At 73.3% G+C, this 18707-nt stretch carries 19 protein-coding genes; 12 read left to right on the forward strand and 7 right to left on the reverse strand.

The genetic code is table 11. The annotated features are described in order from the left end of the window. Positions 1-58: 58 nt before the first annotated feature. The 3 genes from ACZ61E_RS10630 to ACZ61E_RS10640 all read right to left on the reverse strand — a co-directional run bounded on the left by ACZ61E_RS10630 (position 59) and on the right by ACZ61E_RS10640 (position 3136). Positions 59-868 (reverse strand): class I SAM-dependent methyltransferase, encoded by an 810-nt coding sequence (locus tag ACZ61E_RS10630; RefSeq protein WP_469699199.1) that lies wholly within the window; start codon positions 866-868, stop codon positions 59-61. Positions 869-996: 128 nt separating this feature from the next. After that, complete coding sequence (locus ACZ61E_RS10635) at positions 997-1554, reverse strand: GNAT family N-acetyltransferase (RefSeq protein ID WP_469699200.1); 558 nt, start codon at positions 1552-1554, stop codon at positions 997-999. Between the two features lie 79 nt (positions 1555-1633). Beyond that, positions 1634-3136 (reverse strand): phosphatase PAP2 family protein, encoded by a 1503-nt coding sequence (locus ACZ61E_RS10640; protein WP_469699201.1) that lies wholly within the window; start codon positions 3134-3136, stop codon positions 1634-1636. Between the two features lie 227 nt (positions 3137-3363). Here ACZ61E_RS10640 and ACZ61E_RS10645 point away from each other — a divergent pair, with 227 nt between their 5' ends. Further along, positions 3364-3951, forward strand: coding sequence for a TIGR03086 family metal-binding protein (locus tag ACZ61E_RS10645; RefSeq protein WP_469699202.1), 588 nt, complete (start codon positions 3364-3366; stop codon positions 3949-3951). 153 nt (positions 3952-4104) lie between these two features. Next, positions 4105-5271 (forward strand): aminotransferase class I/II-fold pyridoxal phosphate-dependent enzyme, encoded by a 1167-nt coding sequence (locus tag ACZ61E_RS10650; protein WP_469699203.1) that lies wholly within the window; start codon positions 4105-4107, stop codon positions 5269-5271. A gap of 168 nt (positions 5272-5439) precedes the next feature. On the opposite strand, the gene ACZ61E_RS10655 is transcribed toward ACZ61E_RS10650, so the two are convergent. Beyond that, positions 5440-6144 carry a DedA family protein gene (locus ACZ61E_RS10655; RefSeq protein ID WP_469699270.1) on the reverse strand — a complete coding sequence of 235 codons (705 nt, stop codon included), beginning with the start codon at positions 6142-6144 and terminating at the stop codon, positions 5440-5442. A gap of 11 nt (positions 6145-6155) precedes the next feature. Continuing rightward, a complete protein-coding gene (locus ACZ61E_RS10660) occupies positions 6156-6947 on the reverse strand; it encodes an MBL fold metallo-hydrolase (protein ID WP_469699204.1) in 792 nt (263 codons plus the stop codon). 289 nt (positions 6948-7236) lie between these two features. Here ACZ61E_RS10660 and ACZ61E_RS10665 point away from each other — a divergent pair, with 289 nt between their 5' ends. From ACZ61E_RS10665 to ACZ61E_RS10680, 4 genes are all read left to right on the forward strand, one after another. After that, positions 7237-7641 (forward strand): hypothetical protein, encoded by a 405-nt coding sequence (locus ACZ61E_RS10665; RefSeq protein WP_469699205.1) that lies wholly within the window; start codon positions 7237-7239, stop codon positions 7639-7641. Positions 7642-7778: 137 nt separating this feature from the next. Beyond that, positions 7779-9905 carry a phage holin family protein gene (locus ACZ61E_RS10670; protein WP_469699206.1) on the forward strand — a complete coding sequence of 709 codons (2127 nt, stop codon included), beginning with the start codon at positions 7779-7781 and terminating at the stop codon, positions 9903-9905. Between the two features lie 170 nt (positions 9906-10075). Then, a complete protein-coding gene (locus ACZ61E_RS10675; protein ID WP_469699207.1) occupies positions 10076-10447 on the forward strand; it encodes a hypothetical protein in 372 nt (123 codons plus the stop codon). 74 nt (positions 10448-10521) lie between these two features. After that, on the forward strand, positions 10522-10698 hold the full coding sequence (locus tag ACZ61E_RS10680) for a hypothetical protein (RefSeq protein WP_469699208.1): 177 nt from the start codon (positions 10522-10524) through the stop codon (positions 10696-10698). A 66-nt stretch (positions 10699-10764) separates the two neighbouring features. Here ACZ61E_RS10680 and ACZ61E_RS10685 read toward each other — a convergent pair whose 3' ends face one another. Continuing rightward, positions 10765-11583 (reverse strand): helix-turn-helix domain-containing protein, encoded by an 819-nt coding sequence (locus ACZ61E_RS10685; RefSeq protein WP_469699209.1) that lies wholly within the window; start codon positions 11581-11583, stop codon positions 10765-10767. A gap of 203 nt (positions 11584-11786) precedes the next feature. On the opposite strand from ACZ61E_RS10685, the gene ACZ61E_RS10690 reads away from it, so the two are divergent. From ACZ61E_RS10690 to ACZ61E_RS10705, 4 genes are all read left to right on the forward strand, one after another. Further along, positions 11787-13631: a transketolase gene (locus tag ACZ61E_RS10690; protein WP_469699210.1), complete on the forward strand. Its 1845-nt coding sequence runs from the start codon at positions 11787-11789 to the stop codon at positions 13629-13631. 84 nt (positions 13632-13715) lie between these two features. Further along, a complete protein-coding gene (locus tag ACZ61E_RS10695; RefSeq protein WP_469699211.1) occupies positions 13716-14249 on the forward strand; it encodes a type 1 glutamine amidotransferase domain-containing protein in 534 nt (177 codons plus the stop codon). Between the two features lie 126 nt (positions 14250-14375). Next, complete coding sequence (locus ACZ61E_RS10700) at positions 14376-14648, forward strand: DUF5133 domain-containing protein (RefSeq protein ID WP_469699212.1); 273 nt, start codon at positions 14376-14378, stop codon at positions 14646-14648. A gap of 47 nt (positions 14649-14695) precedes the next feature. Further along, complete coding sequence (locus ACZ61E_RS10705) at positions 14696-15241, forward strand: ferritin-like domain-containing protein (protein ID WP_469699213.1); 546 nt, start codon at positions 14696-14698, stop codon at positions 15239-15241. 133 nt (positions 15242-15374) lie between these two features. Here the strand turns inward: ACZ61E_RS10705 and ACZ61E_RS10710 are convergent, their stop codons facing one another. Further along, on the reverse strand, positions 15375-15995 hold the full coding sequence (locus ACZ61E_RS10710; protein WP_469699214.1) for an LAETG motif-containing sortase-dependent surface protein: 621 nt from the start codon (positions 15993-15995) through the stop codon (positions 15375-15377). A gap of 274 nt (positions 15996-16269) precedes the next feature. Here ACZ61E_RS10710 and ACZ61E_RS10715 point away from each other — a divergent pair, with 274 nt between their 5' ends. Together ACZ61E_RS10715 and ACZ61E_RS10720 are read left to right on the forward strand one after the other, a co-directional pair. After that, positions 16270-17727 (forward strand): PQQ-dependent sugar dehydrogenase, encoded by a 1458-nt coding sequence (locus tag ACZ61E_RS10715; RefSeq protein ID WP_469699215.1) that lies wholly within the window; start codon positions 16270-16272, stop codon positions 17725-17727. Then, complete coding sequence (locus tag ACZ61E_RS10720) at positions 17717-18670, forward strand: LamG-like jellyroll fold domain-containing protein (RefSeq protein WP_469699216.1); 954 nt, start codon at positions 17717-17719, stop codon at positions 18668-18670. Before ACZ61E_RS10715 ends, ACZ61E_RS10720 begins: the two co-directional genes overlap by 11 nt. The last annotated feature ends 37 nt before the right edge of the window (positions 18671-18707 follow it).

Raw genomic sequence — 18707 nt, forward strand, 5'->3', positions numbered from 1 at the left:
ACGGACGAGGGTATCGAAGCACCCTCGTCCGCGACCATGATCTCGAAGGACCCAACCCTCAGACCCGGCACAGGACTTCGCCGTGCGGGACCATGAACCACGCGTCGGGGTCGGCGCCCCACGCGCGCCACGCCTCCGCGACGGCGGTGAGCCGCTCCCCGGTCGCGTGGCCGCCGCGCACCGCGAGTTCCGCGTAGACCGACGCCGTCGTCCGCTCCGCCCACAGGCCGCTCCACCACGCGCGTTCCTCCGGGGTGGCGAAGCACCAGGCCGTCGCCGTGGACGTGATGTCGCTGAAGCCCGCGCGGCGGGCCCAGGAACGGAGCACGCGGCCCGCGTCCGGTTCGCCGCCGTTGGCGCGGGCGACCCGGCGGTACAGCTCCTGCCAGCCGTCCAGCGCCGGTGACGAGGGGAACCAGGTGAACGCGCCGTAGTCGCTGTCACGCGCCGCGACGACACCACCAGGCCTGCACACTCGGCGCATCTCGCGCAACGCCTGCACGGGGTCCCCGACGTGCTGGAGCACCTGGTGGGCGTGGACGACGTCGAAGGAGTCGTCCGGGAAGTCCAGCGCGTGGACGTCGGCGACCGCGAAGCGGACATGGGCCAGGCCGCGGGCCGCGGCCGTCTCCGCGGCCCGCTCCAGCACGTCCGCCGCCGCGTCCACCGCGGTCACGGTGCCGGGCGCCACCAGCTCCGCCAGGTCGGCCGTGATGGTGCCGGGACCGCAGCCCACGTCCAGCACGTCCAGCCCGGAGCGGAGTTCGGGGAGCAGATAGGCCGCCGAGTTCGCCGCCGTACGCCAGCTGTGCGAGCGCAGCACCGACTCGTGGTGGCCGTGGGTGTAGACGGCGGTCTCTCGTGCCATGACCGGGCTCCCTGTCGTGAAGTGGTCCCGCCACGGTACGCCGCCATTTCGTAATATGAGACCCGCGTCTCGTGATGTGGTCATCGGCCGAATGGGCGGCCGGGTGGCCGGGCGGCCGGGCGCGGGACTCATCCGGCGGCCGTGCGGCGCCACTCCTCACGCGTGAGCGCGTACTCCACGTCCCCTTGTTCCGAGCCCTCGATGACCTCCGGCCACTCCTCGAAGTACGTACGGAGACAGCGCAGCCCGGCCTTCTCCAGCACCCGCCGGGACCCCGTGTTGACCGTCATCGTGTTCGCCGTGACCCGCTCCGTGCCCAGTTCGGTGAACGCCTTGTGCACGAGCGCGCGAGCGCCCTCCGTCGCGTAACCCCGGCCCCACACGGCACGGTGCAGCCGGTAGCCCAGCTCCACCACCTCCCAGCCGGCGTCGTTCAGCGGCCGCAGTTCGAACCAGCCGAGCCACTCGCCGGTGGACCGATCCTCCGCCGCCCAGAAGCCGCGACCGAGGAGCCGGGGCAGGGCCTCGGCCCGGAACGTCCCGGGCTCCGCGGGCACACCGCCGTCGATGAAGCGCTTCACGCCGGGGTCGTTGTCCAGCGCGAGGAGACGGTCGAGGTCGGCCTCGACGCAGTCGCGCAGCCGCAGCCGCGGCGTCCGGAGAAAGGGCGGGGTCTCGGAGTCCATGTCCGGGATCCTCGGCCGAGGACCCCGGACCGCGCCACTCATTTGGGCCGGGCGGGACCTCCCGGGACACGACCCGATGTCACTGGAAGGTGCGCGGGCGGTAGACCGTCAGCCCCTCGTTCGTCTTGTCGATCGTCAACTCGGCGGGCGCCTCGGCCACTTCACCGTCGAAGGCCAGCGGTGTGCCGGGCGCGATCCCCTTGATCCGTACCCGCCGCATCCGCTCCGCCGCGTGCACCGGCGAGCGGCTCAGCGGACCGGCCGCCGCGGCGGCCAGCAGCCGCAGGCTCGGGAAGCTGCCGCCGTGCACGACCCGGACGTCCAGCAGACCGTCCGCCAGGTCCAGCCGGTGACCGGGCGTGAACCCGAAGCGCTGGTAGATGCCGTTCCCGGCGAACAGCATCCACAGCTGCCGCTGCCGGCCCTCGAACTCCGCCTCCAGCTGGTGCTGGCCGCGCAGCACCTTCACCGCCGCGAGCACCCCGGCCGGCCAGCCGCCGATCCGCGGCCCCCAGTGCTCCCTTACACGCACCAGCTCCGGATACACCCCCAGGCTGAAGGTGTTGAGGAAGTGCCCGGTGACCCCGTCGGGACCGGTGAACCGCCCGAGGTCGACACGGACGGCGTCACCCTCCGCCAGCGCGCGGCACGTGTCGTGGAAGTCCTCGATCCCCAGGTCGTAAGCGAAGTGGTTCAGCGTGCCGCCGGGAAACACCGCCAGTGGCAGCCTGTGCCGGACGGCGACCACCGCGGCCCGGTTGACCGTGCCGTCACCGCCGACGATGCCCAGCGCGCTGCAACGCCGCGCCGCCTTCTCCAGCTCCGTGTTCACCTCGTCGGGATCGCACTCCACGAACTCCGCCCGCGGCAGCGCGTCGCGCAGCACGCCCGCCGCGTCCGCCGAGCCCGACGCGCGGTTGACGACGATCACCATGTCCTCGCCGCCCGGCAGGGCCGGGGCCTGCGCGTGCGGCCGGCCGGGCGAGGGCAGTTGTGAGCGGGTCGGCACGATGCCCCGTACCGCGTACGCCGCCCCCACCCCCAGCGCGGCGCCCACCAGCACGTCGCTCGGGTAGTGCACGCCGGTGTAGACACGGGACGCCGCGACGGAGAACGCGACCGGCGCGATCAGCGCGCCCCAGCCCTTCGACTCCAGGGCGACGCCCGTGGCGAAGGCGGCGGCCGACGCCGCGTGCCCGGACGGGAAGGACGTGGTGATCGGCTGCCGCTTCAGCTGCCTGATCACCGGCACCGCGTCCAGGACGGGCCGCCGGCGCTGAACCGACCGCTTGCCGACGGTGTTGATGGCCGCCGAGGCGACGGCCAGTGACGCCACGCCGCGCAGGGCGGCACGCCGGGAGCGCTGCCCGCGCCCGATGAGGGCGATTCCGGCGGCGGCGCCGAACCAGAGGAGGCCGTGGTTGGCCGAGCGGCTGAGCCGGGGCAGCACGGGGCCGGCGCCCGGCCAGTGCCGGTCCGCCGCCGAACTGAAGACCCGGTGGTCCCAGCCGGTGAGCAGGGCGGCGATCCGGCGCCGGGCGCCGGGATCGGCCGGGGTGCGGCCCGCGTAGATGTCAGACATGCAACGCGGCTACCCCGTACGGCGTCGCGCCACGCAGTGACCTGGGCCGGTCGAGTCCGGCCGATTGTTTGTTCGGTACCGACTCTCGAACGCCCGCTCGTCTGTTCATCCGCCCGTCCGCCCGTCCGCCCGTCCGCCCGTCCGTTCGTTCGGTCGTTGGGTCGTCCGCCCGGTCGTCTGTTCGGCCGGATTCGCGTTCGGCCGGGCGGCCGAGGAGAGTGGGGGACATGGATGATCCACTGCTGGACCGGCACGGTGAGGCGCTCGACCTCTTCACGGACCGGGTGCACGCCGTCGGCGCCGACCAGTGGAAGGCGGGGACCCCCTGCGCGCAATGGTCCGTACGCGACCTGGTCAACCATCTGGCGTCCGAGCAGCTCTGGGTGCCCCCGCTGGTGAGCGAGGGCCGGACCATGGCCGAGGTGGGAGACGCCTTCGACGGCGACGTGCTCGGTGACGACCCGGTCGCCACCTGGGACCGCGCCGCAGCGGCTGCGCGCGCCGCGTTCGCCGAGCGGGGCGCGCTGGACCGCACCGTGCAGCTCTCCTACGGCGCCACCCCGGTCGCCGCCTACTGCTCGCAGATGGTGCTGGACGCCGTGGTCCACACCTGGGACCTGTCGCGCGGGATCGGTGCGAACGCGCGGCTGCCGGGCCGGCTGGTGGACTTCGCGCTGGCGGAGGTCGAGCCGTACGCGGGCGGCCTCTCCGGCAGCGGTCTGTTCGACGCGCCCCTGGAACCACCCCCGGGGGCCGACGCACAGACCCGTCTGCTGGCGATGCTCGGCCGCGAGTCCGGCCCGTCCGGCGGCTGAGGGCGGCGCCGGCGGGCCGGGCGGCCGGATCGTGGCCGGTGAGTGCGGGAGGTGACGGGCGTGGGGACGGCGGGGAAAGCGGGAACGGCGGAGGGCCCTGGGCGGGTCCCCGAGGGGCACGGTCCCGTACGGTACGGGCCGCCTGCCCCGGACGTGGGCCTGCCCGCGCTGCCCGAACTCGTCGCCGTACTCGCGGACGCGGCGGGCCGCACAGAGCCCGAGCCGCCCGGCGGCGGCCCCGTGCTGCGCGAGGCCGCCTGCGGCTACTGGTCCAGACGCGGCCTGCCCACGCATCCACAGGAGGCCGCCGTCGCGGCGGGCCCGCAGCCACTGCTGCTCGCGCTGCTCGCCGCGGACGGCGGCGACGTCCTGATGCCCCGCCCGCACCCGGCCTCCTGGGCGCCGCAGGCCAGACTCCTGGGGCAGCCCGTCTTCCAGGTGCCGACGCCCGCCGAGTGCGGCGGCGTACCCGATCCGTACGCCCTTCTGGAGACGGTGCGCCGGATACGGGCCGAGGGCGGTACGCCACGGCTGCTGCTGCTCTCGATCGCCGACGACCCGACCGGCACCGTCGCCCCGCCGGAGCTTCTCAGGGAGGCGTGCGAGGCGGCCGTCGGCGAGGGTCTGCACATCATCAGCGACGAGACCTGGCGCGACACCCTGCACCGGCCGCACGAGACGGTGCCGCTCAGCCCGGCCGAGATGTGGCCCGACGACGTCACGGTCCTCCTCGACCTGGCGGGCGCGTTCACCCCGGCGTCGTGGCCCGCCGCCGTCGCGCGGTTCCCCGCCACGTCCGGCGGCGCCGTGCGCAGGGCCAGGACGCTGGACCGTCTCACCGCGCTGGGCGCGCTGGTCGCGGGGCCGGTCGCCGCCGCTGCCGCCCACGCCCTGGACGAGCCGCCGGCCGTGACCGGGCGGACCGCCGCCGCCACGGCGCTGCACGCGCGCGTGGCGGGCGCCCTGCACCACGCCGTGCTCAGCGCCGGAGCGCTGACCAGGCCGCCGCAGGCGGGCCGTCATCTCTACGCGGACCTCGGGCCCGCGCGCCGGGGCCTGGCCGCGCACGGGGTCGGTGACTCCATGGAGCTGGAGGAGTTCCTGGGCGAGCGGCTGGGCGTCCAGGTCCCCGGCGGGCACCGGTTCGGCGACGAGCTGGGCGCGCTGCGGGTCCGGCTCGCCACCGGCCCGCTGCTCGGGTCGACCCCGGAGGAGCGGATGGAGTCCCTCACCGCGGCGGACCCGCCGGCCCTGCCGCATGTCGCCGAGGCCCTCGGCGCGCTGACGGCGGCTCTGGAAGAGGCACGCGAACCGCGCTGAACCCGGCCGCGGGCCGGGAAGCGGCGCGAACCGTCGCGGGGAGCCCGCCGGCCGTCCGCGTACCGCCGTGGAGGGCTGTGCGGTGAACCACCATCGCACGGCGTGGACGAGCCATGATGACGGCACTCGGCTCAGCACCTTGCCGCGCCTCCGCACCGCGACCGCGCCCTACGCCTGCCGGCCCTCCGGCTCTGTCGGACCGTCGGCGACCGGGCGACCGCCCGCCGCAGCCGGGCCGCCCTTCGCCGCGCCGTCCTCGCCGCCCGGCGTGCCCTTGCCGCGTCCCCGCAGTCTGCGCCACAGCGCCGGCCCACCGCTGATCAGCACCGTCAGTGCCACCGCCGCGAGCACGCCCTCCCACGGCTCCGCGAAGAGCGACCCGCCGAGGATCCCGATCAGCTGGTACGTCGCCGCCCAGGCCAGACACGCCGGCAGCGCCCCCTTGATGAACCGGGTCGTCGGCCACCTGCTGACCAGACACGCCAGCATCACCGGTATCCGGCCCGCCGGCACCAGCCGCGACAGCACCAGCACCGTCACGCCATGCTCCCCCAACTTGCGCTGCGCCTCTTCAAGAGTGTCGTCCGAGACGCGCCGCTCCAGCGCAGCCAGCCAGCGCGAGCCGTTCTTCGAGTTGACCCCGCGCCGGCCCAGCCAGTAGAGCGCGATGTCGCCGAGGAACGCCGCGAACGAGGCGACGACGAATATGTAGAGCAGCGCGAGCGGCGCCGTCTGGTGGAAGGCCACCACCGCCGCCGAACTCACCACGGCGCCCGTCGGCACCACCGGCACCAGGGCGCCCAGCGCCACCAGCAGGAACAGCGACGGATAGGTCACCGCCTGCTGCGCCGACTCCGACGGCAACTGGCTCATGAGCTGGTCGATCACAGGGTGGCTCCCGGTCGCACACTCTCGCCGTGCTGAAGCCGGTGCACCGCGACTCCGGGCGCGCGCCGGGCCGCGAGGCGGACGAACTCGTCGCCCGGCGAATGGAATTCGTGCGGCCTGACCCCGTCCAGCCCGATCGGCCAGAACGTGCCGTAGTGCACCGGCACCGCGGCGCCCGGGGCGAGGCGGGTCAGCGCCTCGGCCGCGCGGTCCGCGTTCAGATGACCGTGGCCCAGGTGCGGCCCCCAGCCGCCCACCGGCAGCAGCGCCACGTCGACCGTGCCCACGACGTCCGCCATCTCGTCGAAGAGCCCGGTGTCGCCGGCGAAGTACGTCCGGCGCTCACCGGTGATCACATAGCCGAGCGCGGGGGAGCGCTGCGGCCCCAAGGGCAGCCGCCGCCCGTCGTGGTGTGCGGGCACCGCCCGCACCCACAGGGGCCCGATCTCCACCTCGTCACCCGCCCCGACCTCGGTGATCCGCAGACCGCCCGTCCGTCTGACGGCGTCCAGCCGCCGCAGTCCGGGCACCGCCCGCCGCGCGCCGCGCGGCACGATCAGCCGGGTCCCCGGCGCGAGCTTCGCCAGCGACGGCAGATGCAGATGGTCGGAGTGCAGGTGCGAGACCAGCACGGCGTCGGCCACGGCGGCCTCCGGCGGCGGCACGTCACCGCGCCTGCGGCGCAGATGCGCCAGCCGGCGCGCGAAGAGGGGGTCGGTCAGCACCCGGACGCCGGAGTCCTCGACGGTGCAGGTGGCATGACCCCACCAGGTGATCACATTTCCCAACGCGGGACCTCAGCTCCGTCCGTAGCAGGTCTTCAGCCTACGGCGGACGCACGGCGCACGGGTGCCGTACCGGCAGGAGACGGCTCGCGGCCCCCGGCCCCGCGCCCCTGGCCTGCGCGCCTGACCCCGCGCGCCCGAGGGCGTGCGCCCGTAGGACATCCGTGCGCCCACCTCTGCCCGGTACGCGCCTCCTGAAGAGGGCGCGATCGGAGTAGGGTCGTCGAACACCGGGGGACAGGGGGCGGCTTCGGGGGAGCGGTCGGGTGCAGCTGAGCGGGGGGCCGGAAACATGGGCGATTTACGAGTGGCGGCGATAGCCAGCCTCACCCCGCTCGAAGAACTCGACCGCGAGCCGTTCCTGGTGGACATCCGAGGCCAGCAGGCGATGTGCGCCCGCTGGGCCGCCGGCAAGGGATACGTCGTCACACGGCAGTTGCTCCTCTACGGGATGCGCTCCGACCACTACGGGCTCTGGGTCGACGTCGACGCCGGCCTGGTGGACGCGTTCGTCGTCCCGACCGAGCGGGTGCTCGACCGGGCGCTCGCCTCCGTCCCGGCCTTCTACGCCGAGTGCGAGCGGCGAGGCGTCCCCGTGGAGACCGTGGGCACCGACGAACCTCTTTACGACGCGACGTCCAAGGCCAGGGTCCATCGCAGGCTCTCCATGCCCACCGCCGGGTACGACGGCTGCTGACGCACCCGCCCGTCACCCGGTGCCGCACCCCTCGCCGGCCTCCGCCTCCTGAAGAAGACCGGGCCCGCCGCCGGCTGTGTCAGGCTGTGGAGCGAGCCCGCGGATGTGTGCGGGCCCGGACGTGAGGTGAAGAAGCGGTGTTCAAGGGGCGATGGCGGACGGCCGGCAGGGCCCTGGTGCGGGTCATCGTCGTATGGGCGGTCTCCACCCTGACCATGCTGACGCTCGCCGGCATCCTGCCCGACTTCCAGGTCCAGGGCGCCGACGACAGCCTCACCAGGACCGCGCTCACCGCCGCCTGGGGAGCGGGCGCCTTCGGCCTCCTCAGCGCACTCGTCTGGCCGCTCCTGGTCCGCGCCCTGCTGCTCGTCCCCGCCCTCGTCCTCGGCCTGCTGGTCTTCTTCCTCAACGGCTCCCTGCTGCTGGTCGCGCTCAAGTCCACCCCCGACGGCGGGGGCTCGGCCGACCCCGAGAACGCGATCGTGGTCGCCGCCGTCATGTCAGCCGTCGCGTCGGCGACCTCCACCGCCCTCGCCGTACGTGACGACAACGCCTACCGCCGCAGGCTCTCGCGACTCGCCGAACGCCGCCGGCGCCGCAGTGGTGAGGACAGTGCCCGCAGCGGCTACACGGCGTCGCCCGGCACGCTCTTCCTCCAACTCGACGGTGTGGGACACCAGGTCCTGCTCGACGCCGTCGCCGACGGCCACATGCCCACCGTCGCCGGCTGGCTCGGCGAACGCCCCACCCACCGGCTCACCCCCTGGCGCACCGACTGGTCCAGCCAGACCGGCGCCAGCCAGCTCGGCATCCTGCACGGCAGCAACCACGATGTCCCCGCCTTCCGCTGGTACGAGAAGGAGAGCGGGCGGATCATGGTCAGCAACCGCCCCGCGAGCGCGGCCGAACTCCAGCGCAGGGCCGTCGAGCACACCCGCGACGCCGGGCTCCTCACCCTCGACGGCGCCAGCCGCGGCAACCTCTTCAGCGGTGGTGCCGACCAGCTCGCACTGGTCCTGTCGATGGCGGCGCGGCGCGGCAGGGCGACCCGCTCACGGGCGGGCTACTTCGCGTACTTCAGCGACCCGGCCAACGCCGTCCGCACGGCCGTCTCCTTCGTCGCCGAGGTCTGCCGGGAGATAGGCCAGTCCACACACGCGCGGATCCGCGGCGACCGGCCGAGGGTGGCCCGTGGCGGCCTCTACCCGTTCATCCGGGCCTTCGCGACCGTCGTCGAACGGGACGTCGTGGTCGCGGCGGTGATAGGGGACATGCTGGCCGGCCGCGCCGCCGTCTACGCCGACCTCGTCGCGTACGACGAGGTCGCCCACCACTCGGGACCGCACAGCCGCGACGCCATCCACGTCCTGGAGCGGCTGGACCGCTCGATCGCGCTGCTGGCCAAGGTCGCCGACCACGCGCCCCGCTCGTACCGGCTCGTGCTCCTCTCCGACCACGGCCAGAGCCCCGGCGAGACCTTCCTGGGCGGCTACGGGCTCACGCTCCGCGATCTCGTCCGGGCCGGCTGCGGACTGCCCGTACCGCGCCGCGCCGTGCGCACCAAGAGCGGGGCCGAGGCGCGCGACGCCGCCCGTGACGCCGTGAGGACCGCGCTCCACCGCCCCGTCGACGAGGGCGAGGAGGGCGACGCGAAGCGGTCCGCGCGGGACTCCGACCCGATCGTGCTCGCCTCCGGGAACCTGGGGCTGATCTCCTTCCCGGACGTGCCTGAGCGGATGAGCCGCGAACAGATCGACGAACGCCACCCCGCGCTGCTGCGCACCCTCGCCAACCATCCGGGCATCGGCTTCCTCCTGGTACGGAGCGAGGCGAGCGGCTCCGTCGTGCTCGGCCCCGCGGGGGCGGAGATCCCGGTCGACAAGCTGGACGACACGGGGCTGCTGGCCACGATGGGGCCGGGCGCCGCCGACGCCGTCCGGCGCACCGACACCTTCCCGCACGTCGCGGACATCATGGTCAACTCGATGTACGACCCGGCGACGGGCCGGGTGCACGCGTTCGAGGAGCAGATCGGCTCGCACGGGGGACTCGGCGGCGAGCAGTCGAACGCCTTCCTGCTGTCGCCCCTGACACTGCCCGCGCCCGTGCCGGGCGGCGGTGAACTGGTGGGCGCGGAGCAGGTCCACACCGTGCTGAAGCGCTGGCTGTACGACGGTCTGGGCCCGCAGGTCCCCCTCGGCCCGACCCCGGCCACGGGCGCCGTGCCCCGGGAGGCGACGCAGCCGAGCCCCGAGGGGGCCTGAGCCCCGGGCAAGCCCGGGCGGCCGGGCCCGCCCCGGCCCCGCTGCCGCGTCCGGGCACGGCCCTGCCCGGGTCGGCGTAATCCGCGTCCGCCAGGAGAGCGGTTCTCGCCTGCCCGGCGCGCGGGGCGGCGTCCGCGGGCACAGGATGCACGATCAGGAGGTCGTGCCGAGTGAACAGCGCCCCGGAACCGCGCGGTGACCGGCCCGCCACGGCGGGCCGTCCCCCCGCCCGCGCCCTCGTACCGCTGCTGGCCCTGCTCGCCCTCCTGGGTATGTCGCTCGACCCGTGCGCGTCGGCCGCGCGCGGAGCGGAGCCCCGGCCGGCCGCGTCCGCACCGCCCGAGCCCGCGGGAGAGGGGCACCACGACACGGCGATGGCGGCGCAGCCCGCCGCGTCCAGGGCCGGGCGCCGGGCGGCGGGGCCCCGGGCCGGTGGGGCCGGCCGCCCGGCGCGGCCTCCGTACAGAGGATCCGCCGCCGCCCCGTCCAGGAGCGGGCCTCTCGCGGCGCCGCCCGTCCGCCGTCCGGTGATGCGCTGCTGAGAGGTCCGGCACGCCCGCGTGCCCGTCGGCCCCATCCAGCCGGTCAACCCCCATCGCACCGCGAGGACACAGCCATGCCCATCGACCCCTTCGCCGTACTCAACGCCCTGCTGCGCGCCGAGGCGGCGCGCTCCGCCGAGCACGAGACCAAGGCCCCCGCGCCCAATCCCGCCGGGCCCCCGGCCACCGCCGACGGCGCCCCGGCCACCGAGCCCCGCCCGCGCCTGTCCGGGCCGGACACCACCGTCTAGGGTCCGAAACGGATCGGCCGCCCCCGGTGCCGGATTCCCCGGTGCCGGGGGCCGGGCGCGGTGCGCTCAGCCGAGCGCCGACATGAGGTACTTGGCCGTCGCGGGATCGGCCGGCAGGAACGTCTCGATCGCCAGCTCGGCGACCGTCACGTCCATCGGTGTGTTGAACGTCGAGATGGACGACAGGAAGGTCAGCACCTGCCCGCCGTGCTCGATCCGCAGCGGCAGGGCGAACGTCCCCTGCGTGAACCCCTCCGCGTCCTCGCCGTCCTCCGGCCCGTGACCGGCTCCCCGCGGCGGCGGATACGCGGCGACCTCCTCGTACAGCGCGCGCAGTTCCTCGGAGCGGGCCAGCGCGATCTGCCGCTCCATCTGGTGCAGCAGGTGCAGCCGCCACTGCCGGAAATTGCGGATGCGCGGCGCGGCTCCCTCCGGATGCAGGACGGCCCGCATCGCGTTCACCGGCGGCACCAGCAGATGTTCGGGCACGCCCTCCATCAGCAGGGCGAGGCCCCGATTGGCCGCCACCAGCCTGTACGTTCCGTCCACGACGAGGGCCGGATACGGCTCGTACCCCCGCAGCAGCCGCTCCAGCCCCTCCCGCACCGCCGCCATCGACGGGTCGTCCAGCGCGGTCTCGGTGAACCTGGGCGCGTAACCGGCCGCCAGCAGCAGGGTGTTGCGCTCCCGCACCGGTACGTCCAGATGCTCCGCGAGCCGCAGGACCATCGCCTCGCTCGGCCGGGACCTGCCCGTCTCGACGAAGCTGATGTGACGGGCGGAGGAGTCGGCGCGCAGGGCCAGCTCCAGCTGGCTGATCCTGCGCTGTTCACGCCAGCCCCTGAGGAGCGGACCGACCCCGGTGTCCGACGCGCGAGATGTCATACCCGGACGGTAGCCGGATCCGGTCCGGCGCCCGCCCCGGCCCCGGTGTTCTGCGCGCTCCTCCCGGGTGGGGCAATCTGGTTGTCAAGGGGCGAAACAGGCATGACTTCCGTTTGCCGCCGCACTCCCCGGGCACCGGGGCAGCCGGGAAGTCCGCCGTCCGCCCGTCCGGCCGCACCCGGTCGTATCCGGTGAGGAGTGACATGCGTAGCGAACTACTGACAGAACTGGCGCAGCAGCTCAGGGTGGACTCGGTCCGGGTCGCCGACATGGCGGGCTCCGGGCATCCGACCTCGTCCATGTCGGCGGCCGATCTCGCCGCCGTCCTGCTGGCCAATCACCTCACGTACGACTTCGACCGGCCCGACCACCCCGGGAACGACCGGCTGATCTTCTCCAAGGGGCACGCCTCGCCCCTGCTGTACTCCATGTATCTCGCGGCCGGTGCCGTGGACGAGTCGGAGTTCCGCACCTACCGCCGGCAGGGCAGCAGGCTCGAAGGCCACCCCACGCCCCGGCTGCCCTGGGTGGACGTGGCGACCGGCTCGCTCGGGCAGGGCCTGCCGGTGGGTGTCGGCATGGCGCTCGCCGGACAGCGGCTGGGCAGGGTCCCGTACCGGGTCTGGGTGCTCTGCGGGGACAGCGAGATGGCCGAGGGCTCGATCTGGGAGGCCGCCGAGCACGCCGGGTACCAGCATCTCGACTCGCTGACGATGATCCTCGACGTCAACCGGCTCGGCCAGCGCGGTCCCACCCGCCACGAACACGACCTCGGCGCCTACACCCGCAGGCTGCACGCCTTCGGCTGGCACACCATCGAGGTCGACGGCCATGACATCGACGCGATCGACGCCGCCTGCAACGAGGCGCGCTCGACGGTCGGGGAGCCGACGGCGATCATCGCCGCCACCAGGAAGGGCCGGGGAGTCGCCTCCGTCGAGGACAAGGAGGGCAAGCACGGCAAGCCCCTGCCGGACGCGGCGGCGGCCATCGAGGAGCTGGGCGGCCGGCGGAATCTGCGGGTCGAGGTGCGCAAGCCCGACGCGGCGGCCACCGACCCCCGTACCGAGGTCGGCCATCTGAACCTGCCGCGCTTCGACGTGGGCGACGAGATCGCCACCCGTGACGCCTACGGGCAGGCCCTGACCGCGCTCGGCTCCGCACGCGGCGACATCGTCGCGCTCGACGGCGAGGTCGGTGACTCGACCCGTACCGAGTACTTCTCGAAGGAGCACCCCGAGCGGTACTTCGAGCTCTACATCGCCGAGCAGCAGCTCGTGGCCGCCGCCGTCGGGATGCAGGCGTGCGGACAGATCCCGTACGCCTCCACCTTCGCGGCCTTCCTCACCCGCGCCCACGACTTCCTGCGGATGGCCACGGTGGGCCGGGCGTCGATCAGCGTCGTCGGCTCGCACGCCGGGGTCTCCATCGGCCAGGACGGGCCCTCCCAGATGGGCCTGGAGGACCTCGCCATGTTCCGTGCCCTGCACGGCAGTACGGTGCTCCAGCCGTGCGACGCGAACCAGACGACCCGGCTCGTCGCCGCGATGGCCGAACTGGAGGGCGTCTGCTATCTGCGCACCCTGCGCGGGAAGACACCGGTCCTCTACGGCCCCGACGAGCAGTTCCCCGTCGGCGGCAGCAAGGTGCTCCGCCACTCCATCGACGACCGGATGACGCTCGTCGGCTCCGGGATCACCGTGCACGAGTGCCTCAAGGCCGCCGATCTGCTGGCGGCCGAGGGCATCACCGTGCGCGTCGTCGACATGTACTCGATCAAACCGGCCGACGAGGTCACCCTCCAGGCCGCCGCGGCCGACACCGGCTGTCTGATCACGGTGGAGGACCACCACCCGCAGGGGGGCCTGGGCGACGCCGTCGCGGAGGTCTTCTCCGACGGCAGGCCGGCGCCGCGGCTGGTGCGGCTCGGGGTGCGGAACATGCCGGGCTCCGCCACCCCCGCCGAGCAGCTGCGCGGCTCGGGCATCGACGCCGACTCGATCGCCGCCGCCGTGAAGCTGCTGACCGGCACCGCCGTCGTGCGCTGACGCGGACCGCGCGGCCCCGGCCGGCCGGGGCCGCGGAAGAACGCCCGACAGAGATGACAGAGACCAGAGAAGGAGTGAGCCCCCATGCGCGTCGCGTTCCTGATGGCACCCGAGGGAATCGAGCAGGTCGAGCTGACCGAGCCCTGGCAGACGGTGGTCGACGCCGGTGGTGAGCCCGTCCTCGTCTCGACCCGGAAGGGCGAGGTGCAGGCGTTCAACCACCTGGACAAGGCCGACACCTTCCCGGTGGACGCGACGGTGGCCGACAGCGCGGTCGACGGCTTCGACGGACTCGTCCTGCCCGGCGGTGTGGCCAACCCCGACGCGCTGCGGACGGACAAGGAGGCGGTCGCCTTCGTGAAGGGGTTCTTCGACGCGGGCAAGCCGGTGGCGGCGATCTGCCACGCCCCCTGGACCCTGGTGGAGGCCGACGTGGTGCGCGGCAGGACGCTGACCTCCTGGCCGAGCCTGCGGACGGACATCCGCAACGCGGGCGGTACCTGGGTGGACGAGCAGGTCCAGATCTGCACCGACGGCCCGAACACCCTCGTCACCAGCCGCAGGCCCGACGATCTGAAGGCGTTCGACTCGGTCTTCATCGACGTCTTCGACTCCTGAGCGCTCCCGTCACGGTGCGTGCCCGTTTGCGTACGCCGTGCGAACGGCGCAATGTGGACGAGCCGGACAACGTCTGTCGGGCGTCCGCCCGGTCGGCCGGGCCGACCTCGTGATCGGGAGACGAGCATGCTTCTGCCGGACAAGGCCAGGCTCGCCCAGCTTCTGCGCCGTTACCGGATCTGGGAGCAGCTGGTCCTCCAGGAGCCGCACGACCCGGTGCGCAGGCGGCGGCTGGACGACGCCGCCTACACCCTGTGCGTGCTGATGGGGCACCGTACGGCGCACGAGGCGATCCGGGCGGCGGAGTCGTATCTCGGCAGAGGTCATCGGGGTGTCCGGGCGCGCGGAGCGGCCCGGACGGCCGGGGCGACCGAGATCTCCGGAGCCGGCGAATTCTGAGGCCCGGCCGACAACAGCGGCGGCCGGAGAGAAAGGGCGTGAACGGCATGGCCGAATTCCTCACGGACATCCGGACGATTCGCGAACGCGCGCGCAAGGAGATCGAGAAAGGCCCGGTGACGGACGCCTACGGGGCGGATCTCGGCCGGGTCATCCAGGTCCTGAACGAGGCGCTCGCCACCGAGATCGTCTGCACCCTGCGCTACAAGAGGCATTACTACACGGCGACCGGGCTGTACGCCGAGCCGGTCGCGGCGGAATTCCTGGAGCACGCGGGGGAGGAGCAGCAGCACGCCGACAAGCTGGCCGAGCGGATCGTACAGCTCGGCGGCGAGCCCGACTTCGATCCGGAGACGCTGACCAAGCGCTCGCACGCGGAGTACGACGCGAGCCTGGACCTGATCGAGATGATCAAGGAGGACCTGGTCGCCGAGCGGGTCGCCATCGCGGCGTACACGGAGATCGCGCAGTGGCTCGGGGACGGTGACCCCACCACGCGCCGGGTCTTCGAGGACCTCCTCGCGCAGGAGGAGGAGCACGCGGACGACCTGCGCGGGCTGCTGGAGCGGCTGCCCGAGAGCGTCAAGTCCTGACCGCGGCGCGCCGCCCCGACGGCACCGCCGCCGGCCGACGGGTGGTCAAGTGCCCGTCGGCCGACGGCGGTTCTGCGTCCGTCGGCGGTGGTTCGGCCTTCGGTCGGCAGTCGTCGGCGGTGGTCGCGGTGGGTCAGCCGTTCACGGTGCGGCGCTTGCGCGCGGCCCAGGTGATGCCCGCACCGGCGACGAGTATGACGGCCGCGGCGCCCGCGATCAGCGGGGTGGTGCTGGAGGAACCCGTCTCGGCGAGGTCGTCACCGGCGGGGCTCGGCTGAGACGACGGCACGGCGGCGCCGGTCGTCTTGCTCGGCTCCGGCTCCGGCTCCTCCGCGGGCGGCGTCGGCGTGGGCTCGCCCGGAGGCGTCGTCGACGGCTCGGGCTCGGGCTCGGTGCCTTCGCAGACCGGCGCGGTCTTGGTGTCGTCGAGCGAACCGTCGTTGCCCGAACCGTCCACCACCACGAGGCGGAGGGACAGTTCCTTGGTGTGCTCGGGCAGTTCGATCTTCTTGTGGAACTCGCCACCGAACTTCTCGATGGGCAGCAGGTCCTTGCCGTCGACCGTCAGGGTCACCGTGTTCTCGGCGTCGGCGGTGTAGTTGACGAGATCGACGCTCACCTCCGAGCAGGTCACGGCCCAGGCCGGGGTGTGCGCCACCGCCGGGCCGGCGAAGAGGCCGACGCCGAGCGCGCTCGCCGCCGCGACCGTCACGAGCGCCCCGGGGCGTCGCCACGATCTGTTGAATACAGTCACTGAAATCCTCCGCGGGAACTGCGCCGACCGGGATGGCGGCGCGCGCGCACAGTACCGCCATTCGAGCTCCACTTCGCACGCACCCCTGGCGACTTGACCGTCCCATGGGGCTGTTGTGCCCGAAATCGATGCCCACGCCACTTTGCTCGCCCCCGGCCCCTTGCCGTCCCCCTGCCTCGTTTGTAACTTGGCGCAGATGCTTCGTAGGAAGCGCTTTCTGCGTGGTCCGGATCGCTTTCCGGGCCGCACCGTCCGAGCCGATGAGGTGAGCGGGATGCCCAAGCCCGGAACTACCGGCAGAAGCCGACTGGCCGTCGTGGCGGGGGTGTTGCTGATGGCGCTTTTCGTGCCACCGGCCGAGGCGCGGGAGGACGGGCCGATCGCCGATCCGCTGCCCGATCCGACGCTCTCCGAAATTGGCCTGGTTCTTGACGAGTTCTCGACCCTCCCCAAGTCCGAACCGGTCCCACCGCCGACCGACGACCGGCTGAAGCGCTGGGCCCGGATCAACTTCGTCGGTGAAGTCCCGGACGGATCGGGCCGGTTGTACGTCCCCGACCTCAACGGCACGATGTATCTGCTGGACGGCGCGGGCACCCCCACCGAGTATCTGGACGTCGGCGCGGCGTTCGGCCCGGACTTCTGGTCCCACCAGGGACTCGGCTCCGGCTTCGGATTCGTCGCGTTCCACCCGGAGTTCGCGGACAACGGCAGGTTCTACACCGTCCACACCGAGGCCAGGGACGCGCTCAGGAAACGCCCCGACCTGCCCTCCGGCGGAGTCACCGTCGTCCACAGCGTGGTCACGGAGTGGACGGCCGACGACCCGTCCGCCGCGACCTTCGACGGCTCGCGCCGCGAGGTGATGCGGCTCGGCTTCCAGAGCACGATCCACGACATCCAGGAGATCAACTTCAACCCCAACGCCCGCCCCGGCGACGAGGACTACGGGCTGCTCTACATCGCGGCGGGGGACGGCGGAGCGGGCTGGCGCAGCTCCGTACCGCAGGATCTGTACGTACCGCAGGGCAAGATCCTGCGCATCGACCCGAGCGGTCACGACGGCCCCGGCGGCAAGTACGGCATCCCGCCCTCCAACCCCTTCGCGCACCGGCAGTACGTGCTCGGCGAGATCTGGGCGTACGGCTTCCGCGACCCGCACCGCTTCAGCTGGGACTCCGCGGGCAGCGGACAGCTGTTCGTCGGGAACATCGGGGAGCACCGCGTCGAGTCCGTCTACGACGTCGAGGCCGGTGACAACCTCGGCTGGAGCGACCGCGAGGGGCCCTTCGAGTACCGCAAGGAGGGGAACCCGACCTGTGGCGTCTACGAACTCCCCGACAACGACGAGCAGTACGGCTACACCTATCCGGTCGCGGCCTTCGACCACGTGCCACCGCCGGCCACGCCGTGCGCCGACAGCGGCAACGCGCTGATCGGCGGCTTCGTCTACCGCGGCGCCGGGATACCGGAGCTGCGGGGCAAGTACGTCTACGGCGAGGGTGTCGGCGGCCGGATCTTCTACTCCGAGGTGGCCGACATGCGCCGTGGCGGGCCGCTCGCCGAGGTGCACCAGTTCAAGGTCCTCGACGCGTCGGGCGCGGCGACCTCCATGGCGGAACTGTCGGGCGACGAACGGGTCGACCTCCGGTTCGGCACGGACCGCGCGGGCGAGCTGTACGTGCTCGCCAAGGCCAACGGGAAGATCTGGAAGGTGACCGATGCGCGCTGACACCGCCGGGCGCGGCAGGCTCGCCCTGGTCCTCGCCCTCACCTCGACGCTCCTGGTCACGGCGTTCGCCCCGGCGGACGCGCCCGCCGACCGGGCCCCGGGCGGGTCCGCGCACGCGCCGCGCCCGGTCGCCGCGTACGACTTCGAGCACCCCGTTCCCGGCGACCCGGCCCGTGAGCGGGACCGGGGCCGGTCGGGCACCACGCTCGAACTGGTCAACGGCGGGGCCCAGTCGCGGGTGAGGGACGACGAGCGGCCCGGCCGGGTCCTGCGGACACGACAGGTCTCACCCGGGAGCGCCGGGACCGACGACTGGAAGGCGGGCGTGTGGGGCCCGCAGGGGGTCCGGACCCTGCGGGCCTTCAACGGCGCGCGGGAGACCACCGTCATGGGCTGGTTCAGGATGGGCGCGGGCAATCCCGCGCCCAACTCCAACACCCCCGATCCGGACGACCGTTACAACGCGATCGGCCTCGCCGGGATCCTCTCCGGCACCTCGCAGGGCCACGATGTGCGCGCCCTGCTCGAACTCATCACCGTCGACGGGGAGATGAAGGTCGTCGCGCTCGGCCGCCGGGTGGACGACGGGAGTTCGCAGACGTTCGCCGCCGACGCCGACTGGCGGGAGATCCTGCCGCCCGACACCTGGGTCTCACTCGCGGCGACGTTCGACTTCGACACCGGGACGATGGCGCTGTACCGCGACGGCCGCCCGCTGCCCGGCCGGCACGTCGTGGCGGGTGACCCCTGGGCGGTGGAGGGACCGCCGGAGCCCGACACCACATCGCCCACCGATCCGCGCGGTATCAAGATCGGCGGCAGTTATCCGCAGAACACCGGGGAGGGAAATCCCTGCGACTGCCGGATGGACGACCTGATGTTCTTCGACCGGGTGCTCACACCCGCCGAGATCATGTCGCAGTACCGGCGCACGCGAGGATAATGGGGCGGACGGGGCAGACAGCCACAGTTCGGAGCCG

It is taken from the genome of Streptomyces sp. NPDC104581 (genome assembly GCF_055583685.1).

What these genes read in the sequence shown, in the direction of transcription:
- ACZ61E_RS10630 (WP_469699199.1), bottom strand. Translation starts at nt 868, where the DNA reads ATGGCACGAGAGACCGCCGTCTACACCCACGGCCACCACGAGTCGGTG.
- ACZ61E_RS10635 (WP_469699200.1), bottom strand. Translation starts at nt 1,554, where the DNA reads ATGGACTCCGAGACCCCGCCCTTTCTCCGGACGCCGCGGCTGCGGCTG.
- ACZ61E_RS10640 (WP_469699201.1), bottom strand. Translation starts at nt 3,136, where the DNA reads ATGTCTGACATCTACGCGGGCCGCACCCCGGCCGATCCCGGCGCCCGG.
- ACZ61E_RS10645 (WP_469699202.1), top strand. Translation starts at nt 3,364, where the DNA reads ATGGATGATCCACTGCTGGACCGGCACGGTGAGGCGCTCGACCTCTTC.
- ACZ61E_RS10655 (WP_469699270.1), bottom strand. Translation starts at nt 6,144, where the DNA reads ATGAGCCAGTTGCCGTCGGAGTCGGCGCAGCAGGCGGTGACCTATCCG.
- ACZ61E_RS10665 (WP_469699205.1), top strand. Translation starts at nt 7,237, where the DNA reads ATGGGCGATTTACGAGTGGCGGCGATAGCCAGCCTCACCCCGCTCGAA.
- ACZ61E_RS10680 (WP_469699208.1), top strand. Translation starts at nt 10,522, where the DNA reads ATGCCCATCGACCCCTTCGCCGTACTCAACGCCCTGCTGCGCGCCGAG.
- ACZ61E_RS10685 (WP_469699209.1), bottom strand. Translation starts at nt 11,583, where the DNA reads ATGACATCTCGCGCGTCGGACACCGGGGTCGGTCCGCTCCTCAGGGGC.
- ACZ61E_RS10690 (WP_469699210.1), top strand. Translation starts at nt 11,787, where the DNA reads ATGCGTAGCGAACTACTGACAGAACTGGCGCAGCAGCTCAGGGTGGAC.
- ACZ61E_RS10695 (WP_469699211.1), top strand. Translation starts at nt 13,716, where the DNA reads ATGCGCGTCGCGTTCCTGATGGCACCCGAGGGAATCGAGCAGGTCGAG.
- ACZ61E_RS10700 (WP_469699212.1), top strand. Translation starts at nt 14,376, where the DNA reads ATGCTTCTGCCGGACAAGGCCAGGCTCGCCCAGCTTCTGCGCCGTTAC.
- ACZ61E_RS10705 (WP_469699213.1), top strand. Translation starts at nt 14,696, where the DNA reads ATGGCCGAATTCCTCACGGACATCCGGACGATTCGCGAACGCGCGCGC.
- ACZ61E_RS10715 (WP_469699215.1), top strand. Translation starts at nt 16,270, where the DNA reads ATGCCCAAGCCCGGAACTACCGGCAGAAGCCGACTGGCCGTCGTGGCG.
- ACZ61E_RS10720 (WP_469699216.1), top strand. Translation starts at nt 17,717, where the DNA reads ATGCGCGCTGACACCGCCGGGCGCGGCAGGCTCGCCCTGGTCCTCGCC.